Source organism: Gemmatimonadaceae bacterium (assembly GCA_036273715.1).
In the GTDB taxonomy this organism is placed as follows: Bacteria; Gemmatimonadota; Gemmatimonadetes; order Gemmatimonadales; family Gemmatimonadaceae; genus JADGGM01.
The window spans coordinates 35,717-52,921 of the sequence record DASUHB010000062.1 but is presented as its reverse complement, the minus strand read 5'-3'; the positions used below and the strand labels follow the sequence as shown (position 1 = coordinate 52,921).

General features: G+C 67.4%; 15 protein-coding genes. 7 read left to right on the top strand and 8 right to left on the bottom strand.

The window, feature by feature from the left end; translation table 11 throughout:
- Position 1 precedes the first annotated feature (1 nt).
- Positions 2-1,789 carry a hypothetical protein gene (locus tag VFW04_12935; protein HEX5180231.1) on the bottom strand — a complete coding sequence of 596 codons (1,788 nt, stop codon included), beginning with the start codon at positions 1,787-1,789 and terminating at the stop codon, positions 2-4.
- A gap of 212 nt (positions 1,790-2,001) precedes the next feature.
- Here VFW04_12935 and VFW04_12930 point away from each other — a divergent pair, with 212 nt between their 5' ends.
- Together VFW04_12930 and VFW04_12925 are read left to right on the top strand one after the other, a co-directional pair.
- The gene (locus tag VFW04_12930) at positions 2,002-2,442 is read left to right on the top strand and encodes a hypothetical protein (GenBank protein HEX5180230.1); all 441 of its coding nucleotides are present in this window, start codon (positions 2,002-2,004) and stop codon (positions 2,440-2,442) included.
- Positions 2,443-2,554: 112 nt separating this feature from the next.
- On the top strand, positions 2,555-2,977 hold the full coding sequence (locus VFW04_12925; GenBank protein HEX5180229.1) for a hypothetical protein: 423 nt from the start codon (positions 2,555-2,557) through the stop codon (positions 2,975-2,977).
- 26 nt (positions 2,978-3,003) lie between these two features.
- On the opposite strand, the gene VFW04_12920 is transcribed toward VFW04_12925, so the two are convergent.
- Positions 3,004-3,477: an OsmC family protein gene (locus tag VFW04_12920; GenBank protein ID HEX5180228.1), complete on the bottom strand. Its 474-nt coding sequence runs from the start codon at positions 3,475-3,477 to the stop codon at positions 3,004-3,006.
- 29 nt (positions 3,478-3,506) lie between these two features.
- Positions 3,507-4,154, bottom strand: coding sequence for a DUF305 domain-containing protein (locus VFW04_12915; GenBank protein HEX5180227.1), 648 nt, complete (start codon positions 4,152-4,154; stop codon positions 3,507-3,509).
- A 161-nt stretch (positions 4,155-4,315) separates the two neighbouring features.
- Between VFW04_12915 and VFW04_12910 the strand changes: the two genes are divergently transcribed.
- Genes VFW04_12910 through VFW04_12895 form a run of 4 tightly spaced genes read left to right on the top strand, consistent with a single transcriptional unit; the run spans position 4,316 to position 7,662 of the window.
- Positions 4,316-5,875 carry a serine hydrolase gene (locus VFW04_12910; GenBank protein ID HEX5180226.1) on the top strand — a complete coding sequence of 520 codons (1,560 nt, stop codon included), beginning with the start codon at positions 4,316-4,318 and terminating at the stop codon, positions 5,873-5,875.
- Positions 5,876-5,921: 46 nt separating this feature from the next.
- The gene (locus VFW04_12905; protein HEX5180225.1) at positions 5,922-6,488 is read left to right on the top strand and encodes a methylated-DNA--[protein]-cysteine S-methyltransferase; all 567 of its coding nucleotides are present in this window, start codon (positions 5,922-5,924) and stop codon (positions 6,486-6,488) included.
- On the top strand, positions 6,485-6,883 hold the full coding sequence (locus tag VFW04_12900) for a hypothetical protein (protein HEX5180224.1): 399 nt from the start codon (positions 6,485-6,487) through the stop codon (positions 6,881-6,883). The genes VFW04_12905 and VFW04_12900 overlap by 4 nt, the downstream gene beginning before the upstream one ends.
- Complete coding sequence (locus VFW04_12895; GenBank protein HEX5180223.1) at positions 6,880-7,662, top strand: DUF2071 domain-containing protein; 783 nt, start codon at positions 6,880-6,882, stop codon at positions 7,660-7,662. Before VFW04_12900 ends, VFW04_12895 begins: the two co-directional genes overlap by 4 nt.
- Positions 7,663-7,667: 5 nt before the next feature.
- Here the strand turns inward: VFW04_12895 and VFW04_12890 are convergent, their stop codons facing one another.
- Positions 7,668-8,048, bottom strand: a complete 381-nt coding sequence (locus VFW04_12890) for a hypothetical protein (protein ID HEX5180222.1) — start codon at positions 8,046-8,048, stop codon at positions 7,668-7,670.
- A gap of 70 nt (positions 8,049-8,118) precedes the next feature.
- Entirely contained in the window at positions 8,119-10,002 is a 1,884-nt protein-coding gene (locus tag VFW04_12885) for a multicopper oxidase domain-containing protein (GenBank protein HEX5180221.1), read from the bottom strand.
- Between the two features lie 307 nt (positions 10,003-10,309).
- Between VFW04_12885 and VFW04_12880 the strand changes: the two genes are divergently transcribed.
- Positions 10,310-11,878 (top strand): serine hydrolase, encoded by a 1,569-nt coding sequence (locus tag VFW04_12880; protein ID HEX5180220.1) that lies wholly within the window; start codon positions 10,310-10,312, stop codon positions 11,876-11,878.
- Between the two features lie 125 nt (positions 11,879-12,003).
- On the opposite strand, the gene VFW04_12875 is transcribed toward VFW04_12880, so the two are convergent.
- The 3 genes from VFW04_12875 to VFW04_12865 form a co-directional block, all read right to left on the bottom strand.
- Positions 12,004-14,658 (bottom strand): protein kinase, encoded by a 2,655-nt coding sequence (locus VFW04_12875; protein ID HEX5180219.1) that lies wholly within the window; start codon positions 14,656-14,658, stop codon positions 12,004-12,006.
- A 124-nt stretch (positions 14,659-14,782) separates the two neighbouring features.
- A complete protein-coding gene (locus VFW04_12870) occupies positions 14,783-15,703 on the bottom strand; it encodes a hypothetical protein (GenBank protein HEX5180218.1) in 921 nt (306 codons plus the stop codon).
- Between the two features lie 36 nt (positions 15,704-15,739).
- On the bottom strand, positions 15,740-16,819 hold the full coding sequence (locus tag VFW04_12865; GenBank protein HEX5180217.1) for a hypothetical protein: 1,080 nt from the start codon (positions 16,817-16,819) through the stop codon (positions 15,740-15,742).
- Positions 16,820-17,205: the final 386 nt, after the last annotated feature.

Genomic DNA, 17,205 nt, shown 5'->3' with positions numbered 1-17,205 from the left:
CTCACTCCACCACGTCGACGTCCCGGAACGCGGTGCCGTGAGCACCCGGCGTTTGCACGGTCACCTCGATCCGATAGTGGCCGGGCGGCAAGTCCGCGACGCCGAAGCGGAGGGAATGCGCCACCGTCGCGTCGGACTGGGCATCCTCCCAGGATACGGCCGGGCCCGCTTGCGACCGGCCAAGGCCGAACGCGTGGCCGAGGCGGCCGAAAAAGCCGGCGGCCTTCGTTAGGCGGACGGTGGTGCGGATCGGTACGCCGGGGGGAGGACGCAAATAGCTCTCCCAGTAGAGCGCGAGGGTGTCGCGCGCCGTGACGCGCAGCGTGGGCATGGCCACGCGCGCGGCGCTGTCGGGCGTGGCCGGCGCGAACGCGGCGCCCGCGCGTCCCACGAGCAGGTCCGAGATCGCAGCCGACGCCGGCAGCGGGGCGAGCCCGGCGCGCCAGCGGGCGGCCCGATGCCCAACGGAATCGAAGACCTCGACCGCAGCGAGCGCCGCGCGCGCCGGTGCATCGAGCACGATGTCTCCCGTCGGAGCGCCCTGCGTTCGCCCGATCGCCAGCGTGCTCTCCGGTGCGAGGCCCGAGGACAGCGACGCTGCCGCCACGAACGCCGTGCTGCCGCTGTCGAGCAGCACTCCGGCGTCGTACACGGCGACCACGACCATGCTGTCGCCGGGTCGGCGAAAGCGCGCGATCTGAACCGGAAGCGTGTCGATCATGCGCAGCCAACCGGGCGCGTAGCGCATGATCGCGGCGCGGTCTTCCGTTAGTCGCCAGTCGCCGGGGTTGGCGGCGAACGGCGACTCGAGCGCGTGCGGATCGGGCACGAGGCTGAAGCTGGGCCGCGGCTCGTCGCCGATGATGCGCGGATCGGGGAACGCGGCTGGGTCGATCGGTGTGTCTTCGCGCGCCCACTGATCGGGCCAGCCGTAGCGCAGCGCGGTCTTCTCGCTGTCCCATCGCCAGAACGAGTACTGCGCGTTGGCAGTGCCCTCCAGCATCTTTGTCAGCGTGCGCCGCGAGAAGAACTCATCGCGCGCCGCATCGGGGCGCCAGGTGAGCAGGGGCGCGGCCAGCCAGAAGACCCGCTCGCTCGTCGCCGCGCGTGCGTCGCAGGAGGGCCGATCCCGCGCCGCCTCGAGGTTCGTGCCCTGTGGCAGCCAATCGTGCACATCCAGCCACTGGCATCGAAGCGTGTCCGGCATTTCGGCGAGCGCGGTGTCGAAGGCAGCCGAGCTCGCGGCTTCGTCTCCGGCGCGGTGCCAGGCAAACGCGCGGAGCGCCGCGCACCACCATGGTGTGGCCGCACAGTGGGCGAGCGCCCGTGCGGCGCCGGCGGCATCGCCGGCTTCGACTGCGTACCGCACGCGCTGGCCCGCGATGTAGTCGCTGGCCGAATCGATCGCGCCTAACGAGTCGAGCGACGAGCGCAGCTGCCGGCGCGCGAGCGCCACGCGCGGCCGCTCGGCCGGCAGCGGCGAATCAGCGTTGTCGTCCCAGTAGCAGATGTCGCCGATCGTGACGTCGCATCCGTCGCCCCGGGCCGGCACGCGGGGAAGCAGGGCGCGGCGCAGCATCTCGAAGTCGCGTTGGACATGTCGGGCTTTGCGCTCGGGCGTCGGCCCGAGGTTCTGCGCCGGCACCGGAGTGCATGCACACGCCAAGGCCACGGCGACGAGCGACAGCACGGCGCGCCGGTGTGCCGGCGCGCACCGTCGCCCAACGCCGGACCGTGATGGACGGGCGTCGAAGCGGCCCGCCCGCGGACTGGCCGCGCGAGGGGGCATGCCTCCACGCTACCCGCGACTGGCTTCCGGAGCAATGGCGCCCGATCATGACCAGTGGACCGTTGCCGATACTGCATTCAGGAAGAGCGGTCGCGTACAGGTTTTCCCTAACCGGGAAAGTGTCCTGGCGCTGTATGGTGAGGTATTACTCGACATCGACCCGCCGCAACGCGGGCCGGTCGTTGAACGCGGAACCCACTCGAGGAGGCAGGATGCGCCTGACACGTTCGATCTGTGCCGTGACGTTGATCGCCGCAGCCGCCTGCTCCGGCGGCCTGACGGCGCCGCCCAACGGGCTTCCGGTGGACCTGTCCTTCGTCGAATCAGACGTGCAGACGCCATCCATTACCAGCGGCGCCGACAGCGTGATCGCGATCGTCAGCGAGCCGACCCAGTTCACGTGCGAGGACGGTCCGCCAACCGCGGCGGCCGGCATCCGGGGGAGCGAGCTCGTCGTCACGGTATCGGCGCAGGTCGTCCGTACGACCTGCGGGCCTGTTGCCGCTTTCGCCGCCGTTGTGCCGTTGCCGATCCGTCTCGTCGTCCACGCGGTTCCCGCCGGCACGGACTCGGCCCGCGTCGTGCTCAGGCGAATCAGCGGAGGCAACGCGGCATATATCGAACTGGGATCCGGCCCGATCACGGTGCAGTAGTCGCGCCGCCCGGGGAGGCCTAACGCAGCGCCGCCGTCGTTGTGGTGGGGCGCCGCTGCCCGGCGCGGGGTCGGCTGCCCGCGTACGCTGCCATCGGCGAGGAGGAAAACCCATGCGTCTCACTCGTTGGATCTGCGGCCTGACGGTCGCCGCGGCGTCCGGGTGTTCGAGCAGCCTCACGGCTCCGCCTAACGGCCTGCCGGCACGAGTGTCGTTGGTGGCGTTCTCCAACGACGGGTTGCCATCCGTCGCCGCAGCGGGCGATAGCGTCGCCGTAGTGGCCGCGAACCCGAACAATCCCTGCGCGTCGCATCCGACGGTCGTGGCCGGTCTTCGCTCCGGAAGCCTGATCATGACGCTCAGCACCGCGATCGCGACGCGGCCGTGCCCGGTGCTCGCCATCCCCACGGCGTTCTCGGTGACGGTGCACGATGTGCCGAGCGGCACGCGCGCGGCCCGCCTCGCATTGCGCACGGTGAACGCGGGCAAAACGGAAGAATCGACGCTCGCCTCGACCACCATCACGCTTCCGTGAGCTGGGTCGCCGGGCGGCGGAAATTTCTACGCCGTCGTGACCGTGACGCGATGACGGACCGGCACCGAACACGAGCTGGCGACGTAGCACATCTCGTGCGCCGGCTCGTGCAGCTGCCATGCTAACGCAGCATCGGAGTCGGCCGCGATCGTCACGCGCGGATGCAGCATCACCTCGACGAAACGCCCGCCGCCCTTCCCGTCGAACTCGAGCGTCGCGCGGGCCTCATCCTCGTAGGCCAGCACGCGCACGCCGGACCGTGCGCACAACGCCAGGTACGACAGCATATGGCACGAGGAGAGCGCGACGAGAAACAAGTCCTCTGGGTTAGGCAACGCCGCATCGCCGCGAAACATCGCATCGGCCGAGCCGACGAGATCGGGCTTCCCGTCAATACGCACGCGATACTGCCGGCCGTAGCGCTCGTACGACGCCGTGCCCTCCCCGCCCGAGTCCTCCCAGGTAAGGCGAGCCGCGTATTCGTGCGTTTCCCCCGACATCGCGTGCGTGGACGGCGCGACTCAGTCCGTCATTGCGAGGACGAGCTCGGCGCGAACAGAATATCGGCGAGCATCCGCTGCATCCGCGCGATCTCGGTGGTCTGATCCGCGTTGATGCCCGTGGCCAGCTTGAACACGATCAGGTCCTGCGCCGCCCCGTTAGTCGCGAACAGATCCTGAACCATCGACACCGCGCCGTGGTGGTGCTGGATCATGAACTGCAGAAACAGCCGGTCGAAGTCCTGGCCGTGCGCCGCGTTCAATTCCTTCATCTGCTCCGGCGTGAGCATCCCGGGCATCACCATCGGCATCCGCATGCCGTTCATGTCCATCATGACGGTGCCCGACGAATCCGGCTGCGGTACCGGTTGATTCCGATCGCGCAGCCACGTCTGCATGAGGTGAATCTCGTCACGCTGCGAGTTGATGATGCGCGAGCACAGCGTGAGCACGGCCGGGCTGGCCCCGTGCGTCGGCGCCCAACCCGCCATCACGATCGCCTGCGCATGATGCGGAATCATGCCGCTCATGAACTTGATGTCCGCGTCCGTATACGGGTACCGCGCGCTGTCGGCTCGCGCTTCGGCAATCGCGGATGCCTCGCTCGAATCCGGCGCGGCTGCCTGCGCAGCTGCGCCGCTGACACCGATCACCATGATGAACGCCGAAGCGAGCACAGCCGAGGCTGGGTGCAATGACCGCATAATCCTTCACTCTCGCAGAAGAAGCTGATCGTGTCGGCGAATCTAGCGCGCCTGCGTACGAACGACCAGTTTTCGTCGGCCGTTCGCACGGCTGAGCCCGCAACGATTTCGTTTCGCTTTCCACCCCTACCGCCATGCGCGAACCGGTCGTCCCAGTCCACCGCAACAATGCCCGCACCATTCGCCGGCTGCTGCCCCGCACCGCACGAACCGCCGCCGCGCTGTTCGCATTGGCGGTCGTCGCGCCGGCCGCCGGAGCACAAGGGCCGCTCGGCGGTTTTGACGCGTACGTGGCCAAGGCGGTGAAGGATTGGAACGTCCCCGGTCTCGCCATCGCGGTCGTGAAAGACGACTCGGTGGTGTTCGCGAAAGGCTACGGCGTACGCACGATAGGCACCGCGAATCGTGTCGACACGCATACGCTGTTCGCCAATGCATCGACGACCAAAGCGTTCACGTCGATGGCGATCGCGATGCTTGAAGACAGCGGAACGGTTCGGCTCGACGCTCCGGTGACCACCTATCTGCCGTGGTTCCAGCTGTACGATCCATACGTCACGCGCGAGGTGACCGTGCGCGATCTGCTCACCCATCGCACCGGTCTCCCGGAGGCAGATTTTCTGTGGTACGGCACGACCCTGGACCTGCCCGAAATCGTTAGGCGGCTGCGCTGGGTGAAGCCGGAAACGAGCCTGCGCACACATTTCACCTACCAGAACGACACCTATGCGACGGCGGGACTGATCCAGGAGCAGGTGACGCACGAGTCATGGGGACAGTTCGACGCGCAGCGGATCTTCGACCCGCTCGGCATGCACGAGACGTACACCAATCCCGTCGCTGCATCAGCCCAGGCGAACATCGCGACGCCGCATTATCTCGTGAACGACACCGTGCGCGCGATTCCGCGCCTCGCGATCGACGGCATCGGGCCCGCCGGCGGCATGTTCTCGAGCGTCAGCGACATGGCCAAGTGGATGAAGTTCTTGCTCGACAGCGGCCGCGTCGGCGGCAGGCGCCTCGTCGACAGCGCGTCGTTCAACGAGATGTTCCGTCCGCAAATGATGGTGGGATCCGATCAGTTCTATCCGACCGAGCGTCTCACGCACCCGCATCTCACGGCATACGGACTCGGCTGGTTCGTCGAGGATTATCGCGGCGAGTACGTCGTGTTCCACACCGGAAGCATCGACGGCTACGTGGCGATCGTCGGGCTCATTCCCGATCGCAAGTTAGGCGTGGTGGTGTTCGCGAACATTGACCATACCGAAGTGCGCCACGCGCTCATGTACACCGTGTTCGACCGATACCTGGGCGGCGCGACGCACGATTGGAGCAAGGAAATGCTGGCGATGTACACGGACCTCGACCGCAAGCAGCACGAGCAGGAGCGGGCGGCGCTCGCGACGCGTGTGTTGGGCACCAAACCGTCGCTGCCGCTCGAACGATACGCCGGCACGTACACCGACAGCCTCTACGGAACGGCGCGCGTGCGCGTGGAGCACGGCGCGCTGGTCCTGGAAACGGTGCCACTGCTCCAAGCGGATCTCGAGCCGTGGAACTACGACACGTTCATGGCGCACTACCGCAATCGTTGGTTGGGCCAGACCCTCGTCACGTTCGCGCTGACACAGGACGGCAACGTCGCGTCGATCGACCTGGGCAGCGGCGAGGTGCTGGCGCGCGCGCCGTAGCCTCGAGGGTCTACCTCGGCGCGCCGTGTCGCATTAGGCTGCAATCATGGACTCGATTCTTCCGAGCGGGAGCGATTCGGGCGTCGCGTTCTTCGCCACCGCCATTGGCCAATGCGGTATCGCCTGGACTGGCATGGCCGTGACAGGCGTGCAATTGCCTGAACGGACGCCTGCCGCGACGCGCGCACGCCTGTCCAAGCGGTTTCCCGCCGCGGCCGAGTCCGCTCCGCCCGGATTCGTGCGCTCCGCGATCGACGACATCATCACGCTGCTCGATGGGGGGCGGACCGATCTGTCCGGCGTTCCGTTGGACATGCGCCGTGTGCCGGATTTCAACCGCCGCGTGTACGAGATCGCGCGGACGGTCGCGCCGGGTTCGACCATTACGTACGGCGAACTGGCGGCCCGACTCGGCGACCCCGGCGCGGCGCGCGAGGTGGGCAAGGCGTTAGGCGAAAATCCGTTCCCGATCGTCGTGCCGTGTCACCGCGTGCTCGCGGCCGGAGGCCGGACGGGCGGTTTCTCGGGCGGCAGCGGCGTACCGACCAAGCTGCGGATGCTGGCGATCGAGCGGTCGCCGGGCCCGCTGTTCGAGCAACCCGCCGCGCCATGACGGCGCCGCTGGATCTTCCGGGCGACATGGGCCGCGAGTCCGCCGAGCCTAACGAGGCGTATCACCGCTGCGGCTTTCCGGACCGCCAGGAGGCAGCGGCGTTCGTCGCGGCGCTGTCGCGATTCGTCCGCGGCCCGCGCGGCGCATCGTATCGGGACGCCGACGGCGGCGTCGTCCTCTGGTCGCGCACCCGTGACGACTCGGACGGCGTCGATCTGTACCTGAGCGATGCGGCGCTTCGCGCCACCATCGACGCGTTCGGTGAGCCGCGGGTGCTCGACACGGTGCAGCGATCGGCGCTGCCCGACGAGTGCGCACTGCTCTTCGCGAGCGCATCGCCGGCGTGGGGGATGGAACAGGCCGACGAACATCTGCGCCGCGACACGAACGAGTGACGTCGCGGCTCGACGGCGCCGGCGCGGATCTCGCGTCACACCGGAAGACGGCGCTCACCGCGGCATGGCTCGACCTCGCCATGCTCAACTACCGCGTGCCGCCCGACGCGGTGCGCCGCTGCGTGCCGGCCGGCACCGAGCTCGATGAGCACGAGGGCGCCGCGTACGTCAGCGTGGTCGGGTTTCGCTTTGCGTCGACCCGGGTGTTGGGCATCCGCATCCCGGGCCACGTCGATTTCGATGAAGTGAATCTGCGCACGTACGTTAGGCACCGGGCGCCGGAGGGATGGCGGCGGGGCGTCGTGTTCATCCACGAGCTGGTGCCGCGCCGGGCCATCGCATGGACGGCGCGAGCGTGGTACAACGAGCCGTATCGCACACTGCCGATGCGCCACACCATCGCCCGGCGCGCGGACGGCTGGCCGACCGCCGCGCGGTACGAGTGGCGGCGGCGCGGACGGTGGGAAGGCCTTTCAGTGCGAACGAGCGCCGAGCCGGCACCGATCGCGGCGGATTCGGCGGAAGCATTCATCGCCGAGCATTACTGGGGGTACACGCGGCAGCGAGACGGTTCGACCATCGAATATCGCGTGGCGCATCCGCGCTGGCGCGCGGCGCCGGCGGATGATGCGCGCTTCGATGCGGACGCCCTCGCGCTCTACGGTGTTCCTTTCGACGCGCTGCTCGCCGGCCAGCCGGCGTTTGCGTTCGTAGCCGACGGATCGCCGGTCACGGTATATCGCCCGGTGCGGCTCCCGCGCACCGGCGCATCTGCCTAACGGCGTCAGCCGGCGCCGCCCGGCGCCTCTTCGGTGACGGTGTGCTGCTCCTGAACCTTGGACGCGGCGACGTCCAGCGCCTGGCGGATCTGGCCGACGTACTCGCGCATCACCCGCACCCGCAGCTGGTCGCTGCCGCCTCTGCCTAACGCGAGGATCATCCCCGACACCTGATCGGCGATGACGCCGAACTGCCCCTTGAGCTGTCCCTGGAGGGGGCCGGCAATGCGTTTGATCTGCTGCGGAATCACGCCCGTTCCACGGTGGTTCTTCACCTCGATCGCCATGCGCTCGACGTGGCCGTGCAACGTCTGCATCGTCGACTGCGCCTCATCGATCGTCTTCAGCTTCTGGATCCCTGCACCGTCCATCTTGCCCACTGCCATCGCTCACCTCGGAGTTCCGGTCGCACCGCCGGTCGTGTTGAGCAGACGATCGGCCGGCGGCGCGGGGTACTCAGTGCACGCGAATCACGACGTCGCGCGTCTCGTTGGGTGGCGTGGGTGACGGAGAATCGCCGAAGCGCAGCGTGTACGTCCCCGCTGCGGGGGCCGTGAAGGCGAAGTCGTAGATTTCGCCGGGGTCGAAGTACAATGTTGCCGGCCGTTCCGTCGCCTGGCTGGATGGCAGGTCGGCGCCGTCTTTGGCCACTTCGCGCCACGTCAACAGCGAGTCGCCGTGGCGAAGCGAAAGCTCCAACGAGCCGTCGCCGCGAATGTTGATCAAGCGCAAGCGATAGACGTGACCCGATTGGAGGTCCATCGGCGGCGGAGCGGTATCGCCGTTCATCGTCGCCGATGCGAAGGGGCCGCGGATGACGTTGGTCGTCGGGCCGCGGTCGCCGAACGCCCAGATGCGATCGCCGTCGGTGGTCAGCGTGTGCGTGCTGTCGACCACGACGAGCGCGCCGTAGAGGCCCGACGGGATCTGTTGGAACTCATTGAAGTGCGAGTGATACATGAACGTGCCTGCGCGCGGGGGCGTGAAGTGCACGGTCAGCGAATCACCGGGAGGAATGGCGCGCATCAGATTGTCGGTGGTGCCGCTCCATCCCGGCACGCCGTCGGCATAGCTGTCCTCGAGCTCGATGCCGTGCCAGTGCACGGCGGCATGGTCCACGGTCTGGTTGACGACGGTGATCGCGACCGGCTGGCCGCGTTGGAGGACGAGCGTTGGACCGGGCACCGGCATGGCGCCGCTCGAGTCGTCCGGCGATCCGCCTAACACAAACGCATAGCCGGGCGCCCGGCCGTAGACGTTCGGCTTCTCGCGCACCAGCAGGCGGATGTGTCGCTCGTCCGCGGCGACGCGCGGGCCCTGCCCGTTAGGCGCAACGTGGATGCCGAGCACCAGGCCGTACATCTGATGGGGGCGGTCGGAGGTGTGCCGCATCGCGCCCGACGAGTCCATCATGCCATGCTGATCGTCGAGCGACACGAGCGTCGAGAGATGGCCGGCGAAATGACAGTGGAAGATCCAATCACCGGGGCGCGTCGCCGCCCAGGACAGCATCATCGTCTGTCCGGGCGCGAGGATCTCGGTGACGGCCGACCTCCGTTGGGCAGCCGTGTATATCGTGTCGCGCTCCCCGTCGCCCTTCGCATCGACACGAAAATAGAATCCGTGCAGATGCATCGGATGGTCCAACGCCGTGACGTTCACGAACCGCCACCGCGCGCTGTCGCCCTGCGTCATCTCCAATCGCTCGGTGTGCGGCCAAGACAATCCGTTGATGGTCATTGTCCCGAGTCCGATGCCGGTCGGGCTCAGCGAGTCGAGCGTGAACCACCACGAGATGACGAAGATGCGATCGGCCGGCACCGAGGCCGCGCCGTCGACGACGATCACGCCATTGAGCTGCGTGCCATCGTTGACGCGCGCCACGATCGGACCGGGGGTGGTCTTGCCGGAGTAGTAGTACGTTCCCGCGGTCGTCGCGGTGAATCGGACCTCTCGCGATGCCCCCGGCGCGATGACGATGCTGTCGCGGCCGCCGCGCACCGCGCCCAAGCCGAACACCGTCATCGGAGTCTCGAGCGCATTGCGGACGGTCGCGTGCACTTCGGTGCCGACCGGGACGCGGATGAGTGGTCCGGGGTCTTGCAACGGGCCGCCAACTTCGGCGAATGCCGCGGTGGAGATGGACTTCCCGTTAGGCCCCTCGGGGAACCACGTTCCGACCCGCGCCTCGAGGGATATCGTGAGTACGCCGTTGCGCAGCCTCCCGGCCGGGCGGCGGTTGTCGTTCGATGCGATGACGGAAGAAGAATGCGGCACAGCGGCGCGCGCGTGCGCCGGGGTCCCGCAGCACGCGACGGCGGCAAGGAGGGCCAAAAACATCGGTGTCTCCGGGGCGAAGCGCCTGGTTGGAGGGGCGTCGATTGTCTGTGGAGCGGGCGAACTACGCTATTGCAACCAGTGGGATAGTCAATAGCGGCCAGCTGCGCCTCGACGGATTCGGCAGGCTGCTGGCCTTGGGTCCGGGCGGCGCCGGCGGCGAGTTAGGCGCAGGCCCGGCGGCCTGGCTTTCCTTGCGCTCGGCGAGCGCATGTGTGAAAATGTACACAGTTGTGTATTTCGTCGAACCGCCTCACCGCTCCGCAAACCCCGCCCAGTCGCCCGTCGATACCCTGAACAGGATCCCCTGATGAAGAAATGGCTCATTGCCTTCGCGGCAATCGTACTGCTCGGAACCCAAGCCGCGGCTCAGGCGACGGGTAAACTTCCGGCGCAGATGAAGGGCTTTGACGCCTACGTGCAGCACGTCATGGCGCAGTGGCAGGTGCCCGGACTCGCAGTCGCGATCGTCAAGGACGGTAAGGTGGTGCTCGCCAAAGGCTACGGCGTGCGCGAGGTGGGCAAGCCCGCTCAGGTGGACGGCGGCACCATCTTCGATATCGGCTCCAACACCAAGGCCTTCACTGCCGCGGCCCTCGGCACGCTGGTCGCCGCCGGGAAGCTCGACTGGGATGCGCACGTGGTGGATTACGTCAAGCCATTCCAGCTGAGCAGCGCTTACGTGACGCAATCGATCACGTTGCGCGATCTGCTCACGCATCGCAGCGGATATTGCGATCCCGGCATGTGGTATACATCGGACGACAGCGACGTGATCGCGCGTGTGCGCTACCAACAACCGGAGTACGGATTCCGCGCGGAATTCTGCTACAACAACATTCTGTACCTCACCGCCAGCCGATTCATTCCCGCTGTCACTGGCGAAACCTGGGACCGCTACGTCGCCGAGCATGTCTTCGCGCCGCTCGGGATGGATCACACGGTCACCACGTCGGCTCAAGTCGCGGCCGCGAGCGACGTCGCGGTGCCGCACGGCCTCTACGAAGGAAAAGTGGTGGCGATCCGCCCGTACTGGGGTCACAACATGGACATCATGTCGCCGGTAGGCGGGATCAATTCCAGCGCCGATGACATGAGCCACTGGATGCTAATGCTCCTGGCCGACGGCCGGTACGATGGGAAGACCGTGCTCGACTCGGCGACGGTCCGGGACATGGAGACGCCGCAGATGCTGATCGAGGCGACGTCGGGCGTGGGCCGCGAGATCCGCGCATGGCTTCCGGGGAGCGCCTTCTACACCTACGGTCTCGGGCTCTTCATCCAGACCTATGGAGGGCACACGCTCGTATGGCACGCCGGTGATATCGATGGGATGGCATCGGCCGTTGCGCTCGTGCCGGACGCCCAGTTAGGCGTCGTGGTGTTGTCGAACATGAACCAGAGCGACGCACGGTTCGGGATCATCCAGCGCGTGCTGAACGCCTACCTCGGGCTGCCGCCGGGAAATCTCAGCGACACGCTGCTCGCGATGACGCAGCGCGCGCAGAAGGCGGGCGAGGCCGCGGCGGCAAAGTTGGCGGCAACCCGCGACAGCACGGGCCGCGCACCGCATCCCTTGCCCGACTATGCCGGCGTCTACGAGGATCCGTTCGCCGGCGCCGTGCGGGTCAGCATGGAGGACGGACATCTCGTGCTGCGGCTCGGCAACCTCGACTTCATCGGCGATCTCGAGTACTGGCATGACAACACGTTCCGGGTCGCATGGCGTTACCAGTACTACGGAACGCAGTACGTGACGTTCGATCTCAATGAGCTCGGTCAGCCCACTCGACTTTCGATGGGACGGCAATCGGTTCACTTCGAGCGCGTGCGGGCACGGGCCGGCGGCGCAGGCGGCAGGCCAGGGGCTGGCGGATAAGGCGCGTGCCGCCCGCCACATACGCAACAGCGACCATCACGGGAAACCTGGCCTCGCGCCGAACACGGTTGCGAGCCTTACGCAAGAAAAATCTTGTGTACAGTAGAGAGCGCGCGCCGGCCGGGTTACGGCTGCAGCCGGGCGCGGATGTCGGCGAACCAGTTGTCGACCTGCACGAGTTGCCCGGTGCTCGGCCGCTCGGTGTCCGCCTGGCCCATGTACACGAACTTCCCGTCGCGCGTCACGTCGAACGCCCAGTGATAGCCGACGTATGCGAATGCCGTCGCGTCGAAGAGCGGAACGAGCCTGGTCACGCTGAACGCCGGGCCTGGCCCGATCTCGGCCGACATGAGGCGATCGCTTCCGTTGAGGAAAAAGAGCTCCTTGCCGTCGGCCGACCAGACGGGCGAGCCGCCGCCGCCGTTGGACACCTGCCAGTGTCCGGCGTCGGCGTTCGGGAATGGCCGGACGAACACTTCGTTCACTCCGGCCTCGTTCGAGACGTAGGCGACCCACCGACCGTTAGGCGACAGGGCGGGCTGCAGCTCGGTTGCCGGGGTCGCCGCGATCGGCACCACCGTTGTATCGCCTAACGCTGACAGGGCGACGATGTCGCCGTTCCCCGCGGCGCCGGTTTCCGTGCGTACCAGCAGCCACCGGCCATCCTTGGACCACGACACTTCCTGGATGGCGCGGCCGAAATGGGTGAGCCGGCGCTCCGTGCCGCCGCCGTCGGCGGCACGCGCCCATACGTCGCCGCCGCTCGCGCTGTCGCGGACGAACGCCACTTGCCGCCCGTCCGGAGACCACGTGGGGCGCCGGTCGCGTCCGCTGAACGTGAGGCGCGTGAATGGGCCGCGGTCGAGCTGCTTGACCCAGATGTCGAGGCCGGCGCCGGGCGTACTCACGCCGACGGCCACCTGGCGTCCGTTAGGCGAGAGGGCGAACGAGTTGAACGCGCCGCTCCACGACGGATCGAAGGCCGTGCTGGTTCCGTCGCGGTTGGCCTCGCGCAGTGTGACCGTGGAAGCAGATCCCGATCCAATCCCGTAGACCAGCCGTCCAGAGGTCGACCACGCCAGCTCCGGTATGTAGCCGGCCATCCGCACACCCTGCAACACGGGAATCGGCGCGCCGCGGATCGTCAGCGTCGAGAGGTCGAACGGCACGGCCATCGCCACCCCGTTAGGCTCGAAATACATCAGCTGGCCGCTGGGCAGGTACCATCCTGCCGATGCATTGTCCACCAGCCGTTTGGAACGGCCCGTCTTGAAGTCGAGCACGTGCAGACTCATCGTCACGCAGTTCGATGCGCAGACCACGAACAGGACGCCGCGCGCGTGCGGCAGCGGCGTCGCCAACATCGGTGCGAGGCCCTTGAACGCCGTGTCGGGCACCGCCACCCAGGTGGGGCCGCCTGATTCCTTCACCCGGCGCAAGCCGAGCAGACTGCCGTCGGTATAGATGAGCGTTCCGTCGTCGAGCCACGCCTCGCCGAATCCGGTTCCGGCGGAATCGGCGAGCGTGATGCTCACGCCGCCGCCGGCGCGTACTTTCTTGAGATGGCCGTCGACCACGTAGGCGATCCACTGCCCGTCCGGAGAGAATGTGGGCGAGCTCGCGCCCTCAGTGCCGGCAAGGGGCGCGGCGTCCAGCGCGTCGCGGCGCTTGACCCAGATACGGAACAGTGTGTCGCCGATGAACGCGAGGCGCGAGCCGTCGGGAGAGAGCGCTAACGGCAACGCGACGCGCTGTGGCGTCTGCAGCCGCACACTGTCGCCCAGCGAGATGTAGCGTCGCTCTACCGGGCCGTCGACGGTCCGTCCGCGCAGCGCGCTCCAGATACCGAATGCGATCGCGACGATCGCCACACCACTTGCTACCTGGAAGCGCGCGCGCCAGGCGTTGCGACCGGGTACGGCCGCCGTCGCGCGCGTGGTTACCGTTAGGCCCTGGCCTGCCAGCGCGTCGGAGAACTGCGCCGCGGTGGCAAAGCGGTCCGCCGGCAGCTTTTCGATCGCGTGCAGCACCGCGCCCTCGACTTCGGGCGGGATGGTCTTTCGCTGCAGCGTGAGGCGACGTGGCTCTTCGGTCATCACGCGGGCGATGATCGCCTGCGCGGTGGGTCCGGTGAACGGCGGCTCGCCGACGAGCATCTCGTACGCGACGCAGCCTAACGCATACACATCGCTGCGCGCATCGAGCTCGCGTTCGCCCATCGCCTGCTCGGGCGACATGTACTGCGGTGTGCCGAGCGACATGCCGGTCTCCGTCATCCGCGAGCCGGCCTTGCTCGCCGCGAGCGCAATCCCGAAATCGGCGACGAGCGCCGAGCCGTCGTGCAGCATGATGTTTTCGGGCTTGATGTCGCGATGGATGACGCCGTGACGGTGCGCGTAGTCGAGCGCCGCGGCGACCTGCGTCGCTATACGCACGGCGTCGGGAACCGGCAGCTGCTTCTCGCGCACCAGCCGGTCGCGGAGCGAGATCCCTTCGATGAACGGCATTACGTAGAACAGCATGCCGTCGGCTTCTCCCGAATCGAACAGCGGGAGAATGTGCGGGTGCTGCAAGTTCGCCGTCGTTTTGATCTCGGCCAGGAATCGCTCGGCGCCGATGACCGCCGCGAGCTCCGGCCGCAACACTTTGACCGCGACGTTGCGGTCGTGTTTGACGTCCTGGGCGAGATACACCGTGGCCATGCCGCCGGCGCCCAGCTCCCGCTCGATGACGTAGCGGTCGGCGAGGATCGCGGTTAGGCGCCCGATGTCGGTGGCCACGCAGGGAATGTCGCGCGGAGTGCCTGCGTCCGCCAGAGTGACCGCTGGTTTTACCTGGGTTGCGGTTCGAGCGCCACGTGATGCGCGGTGAGCCACGTAAAGGCGGCGAATGCGATAGCACGATTCATGGCCGCTTCCCCCGCGTCATGAGGATCGTGGTCGGCTTCCCCGGCTCGTCGACCACCATCACCGTCCGCTGCCCGTGTACTCCGTCATCAGGAATGGTCCAACCGGTGAATTTGCGGTCCGGGACCGTGCTGTCGACCGCCGCGGTGTCCAACGCTTTCGTGGAGTCATTCGAGTCCGTGAACATCTTCATGATGTTCTTGGGCGTGAGTTGCCTGGCGATCGCCGACAACTTCTTGGCGTCGACGCTCAGCGGGTGTGTGCTGGCCGGCATGTGGTGCTGATACCATGACGTCACCGAGTCGTAACTATCGCTCGTGGCAAACACCGTCGCGGTGCCGGTGTCCGCCGGTTTATCGGAGCGTGTAGAGACGCTGCTGTACGCAGTCTTGACGTCCATCGGAAAACGCGGCAGCGACGTCTGATCGAGACTGAAGTCGTCGGCGGTTTTGGTGGTCACGTTGGGACTGGGCGGCGGCGGAGGGCCGGTTGGCGCTCGACCCGTGAGCTGGTCTTGCGACAGCTGGGCGACGAAACCGGCGCTCAGCGTATCGACAGCCTTAGGCTTCTTCTTGAACTCACCCGAGTCGTACGGAGTCTCGGAGTTTCCACCGCCGTTGCCACCCTGGACATCGCTCGTGCCGCCGCCGCCGGGCGCGGCGTTTCCACCGCCGCTACTATCGGTGTCGACGGGGGTTTTGAGGTACCCGCCATTGCTCTTCGTGGTGCCGCCGCCGCTGCCGCGGGCGAAGCGACCACCGCCGCCTCCCCCAGCGCTTCCGCCCTTGCCCAACATCACACCGCCGCCGGAGCCGCCGAACATGTGCCGTTCACAATACCGCCTGCCTAACAGAAAGCCGATGATGAACGCAATGATGACGGCCAGCGTCCACAACACACGGCGCTTGCGCTCGGTCATGACACGATGTCCCGGGCTCCGGTGGTGTACGCTGCCTTAGAGGCGCGAGCAGATGGCAACCATGAGGGCCTTCGCCTTCTGGTAGTCGGCGGACGTCAGGTCCATGCCCACGAATACGTCGTGTCGGACGGCGATGAGCTGCGTGCCGTGAATCAGCGCCGCTCTGTCCCACGGACCTTTGAGCGTGGTGTCGGTTTGGAACCCCACGGTGGATACGGCGCCCGACGCCTGAGACTTGGGTGCGCCAGTCACCATCTTCATCATCCCCGACATGATCGCGCCCGTCGGGCCAGTGGGCTTCATCGTGTCCATCGGCGTGCTGGCGGGTGTGCCGAACAAACCGCTCATCATCGCCGGCCCGTGAGCGAGCGCGTTGTAACTCTTCTCGCCGTACTGCCACGAGTAACTCACGGCGTAGGTCCGCGAGCCCTGCGCGGAGGCGACGCGATACTTGCACCCGTTACCCGATGAGTCGGGCACGGGCGTAGCCGACAGCGGGCCGATCGCACCTTCCACCGCCGCGCGGGACACAAAGTCGCACGCGTTCGCTGGATGCTTGACGGGCTTTGGCGCCAGCGCGACCGCTTTCGCGCCGTCGTACGCGAGGGGATGGGCGATGCGCGGCACGATGGTCCGCGCGATCGCGTACGCGTCGCCCTTCTGTCCGCTCGCGCCGCTCACGTCGATGATGACGGTGGCCTCTCCCTTGACCACGAACAGCGCTCCGTTAGGATACCACGTCGCCTGATCCCAGGGCCCGGTGCTGTCCTGCTGCGCGACCTTGCTGCCGGCCGTCAATCCGGTCGCCTGGCTGAGCGACGATGCGCTCGTCGTGACCGTGGTCTGGGCGTTGGCCATGGTCCTGCCGCCGGTCCAGGAGGCCTGGACCGTCAGCACCCGGCTGTCGGCGCCGCGATACACACACACCTCTCCGGTTACGTTAGGCTCCCCCGTGCCGTCGTTCGCGCGGAAGGGCGGCGACGCGAGCGTGCCGACGTACGGCGCGGCTTCGGCCGCCGAGAGCAGCGAACATGGATCCTTCGTGTTGGCGGCGCCGCCGATCGCCGACGCCAAAGCCGACAGGCCGACGAGCGGCCACAGGCGCATGACTGACATGAGAAAACTCCTCCGTTTAGAACTGTGTGATGAGTCCCGGGGTGCGCGGGGCCTGTGCTCTCGCCGGCTGCGCGAGCGCGCAAGCCGGCAACAGGGCGGCCGCCGTGCCGCACATGACGCGAGCGCCGAGCGCGAGTGTGCGACAAGCCCGGCGCGCACCGCGCGCGGATGACAACGACATGGAGGCCCGACCGAAGGTGTGGTTGCGGGCAGATGATGGTCGGCTCCCGTTATCCCGGCGCTACGTTGGACGTTACGCGGCAGTTATCTGACGGCAGCCGTGTGCGTTCACGCCGGCGCGACCCGCGGTTTCTTCACGCGCGCGTCAGTGCGCCTTCGCTTGGGTGGCCAATCCGGCATTCTTCCACGCCGTCCATCCGCCGCGA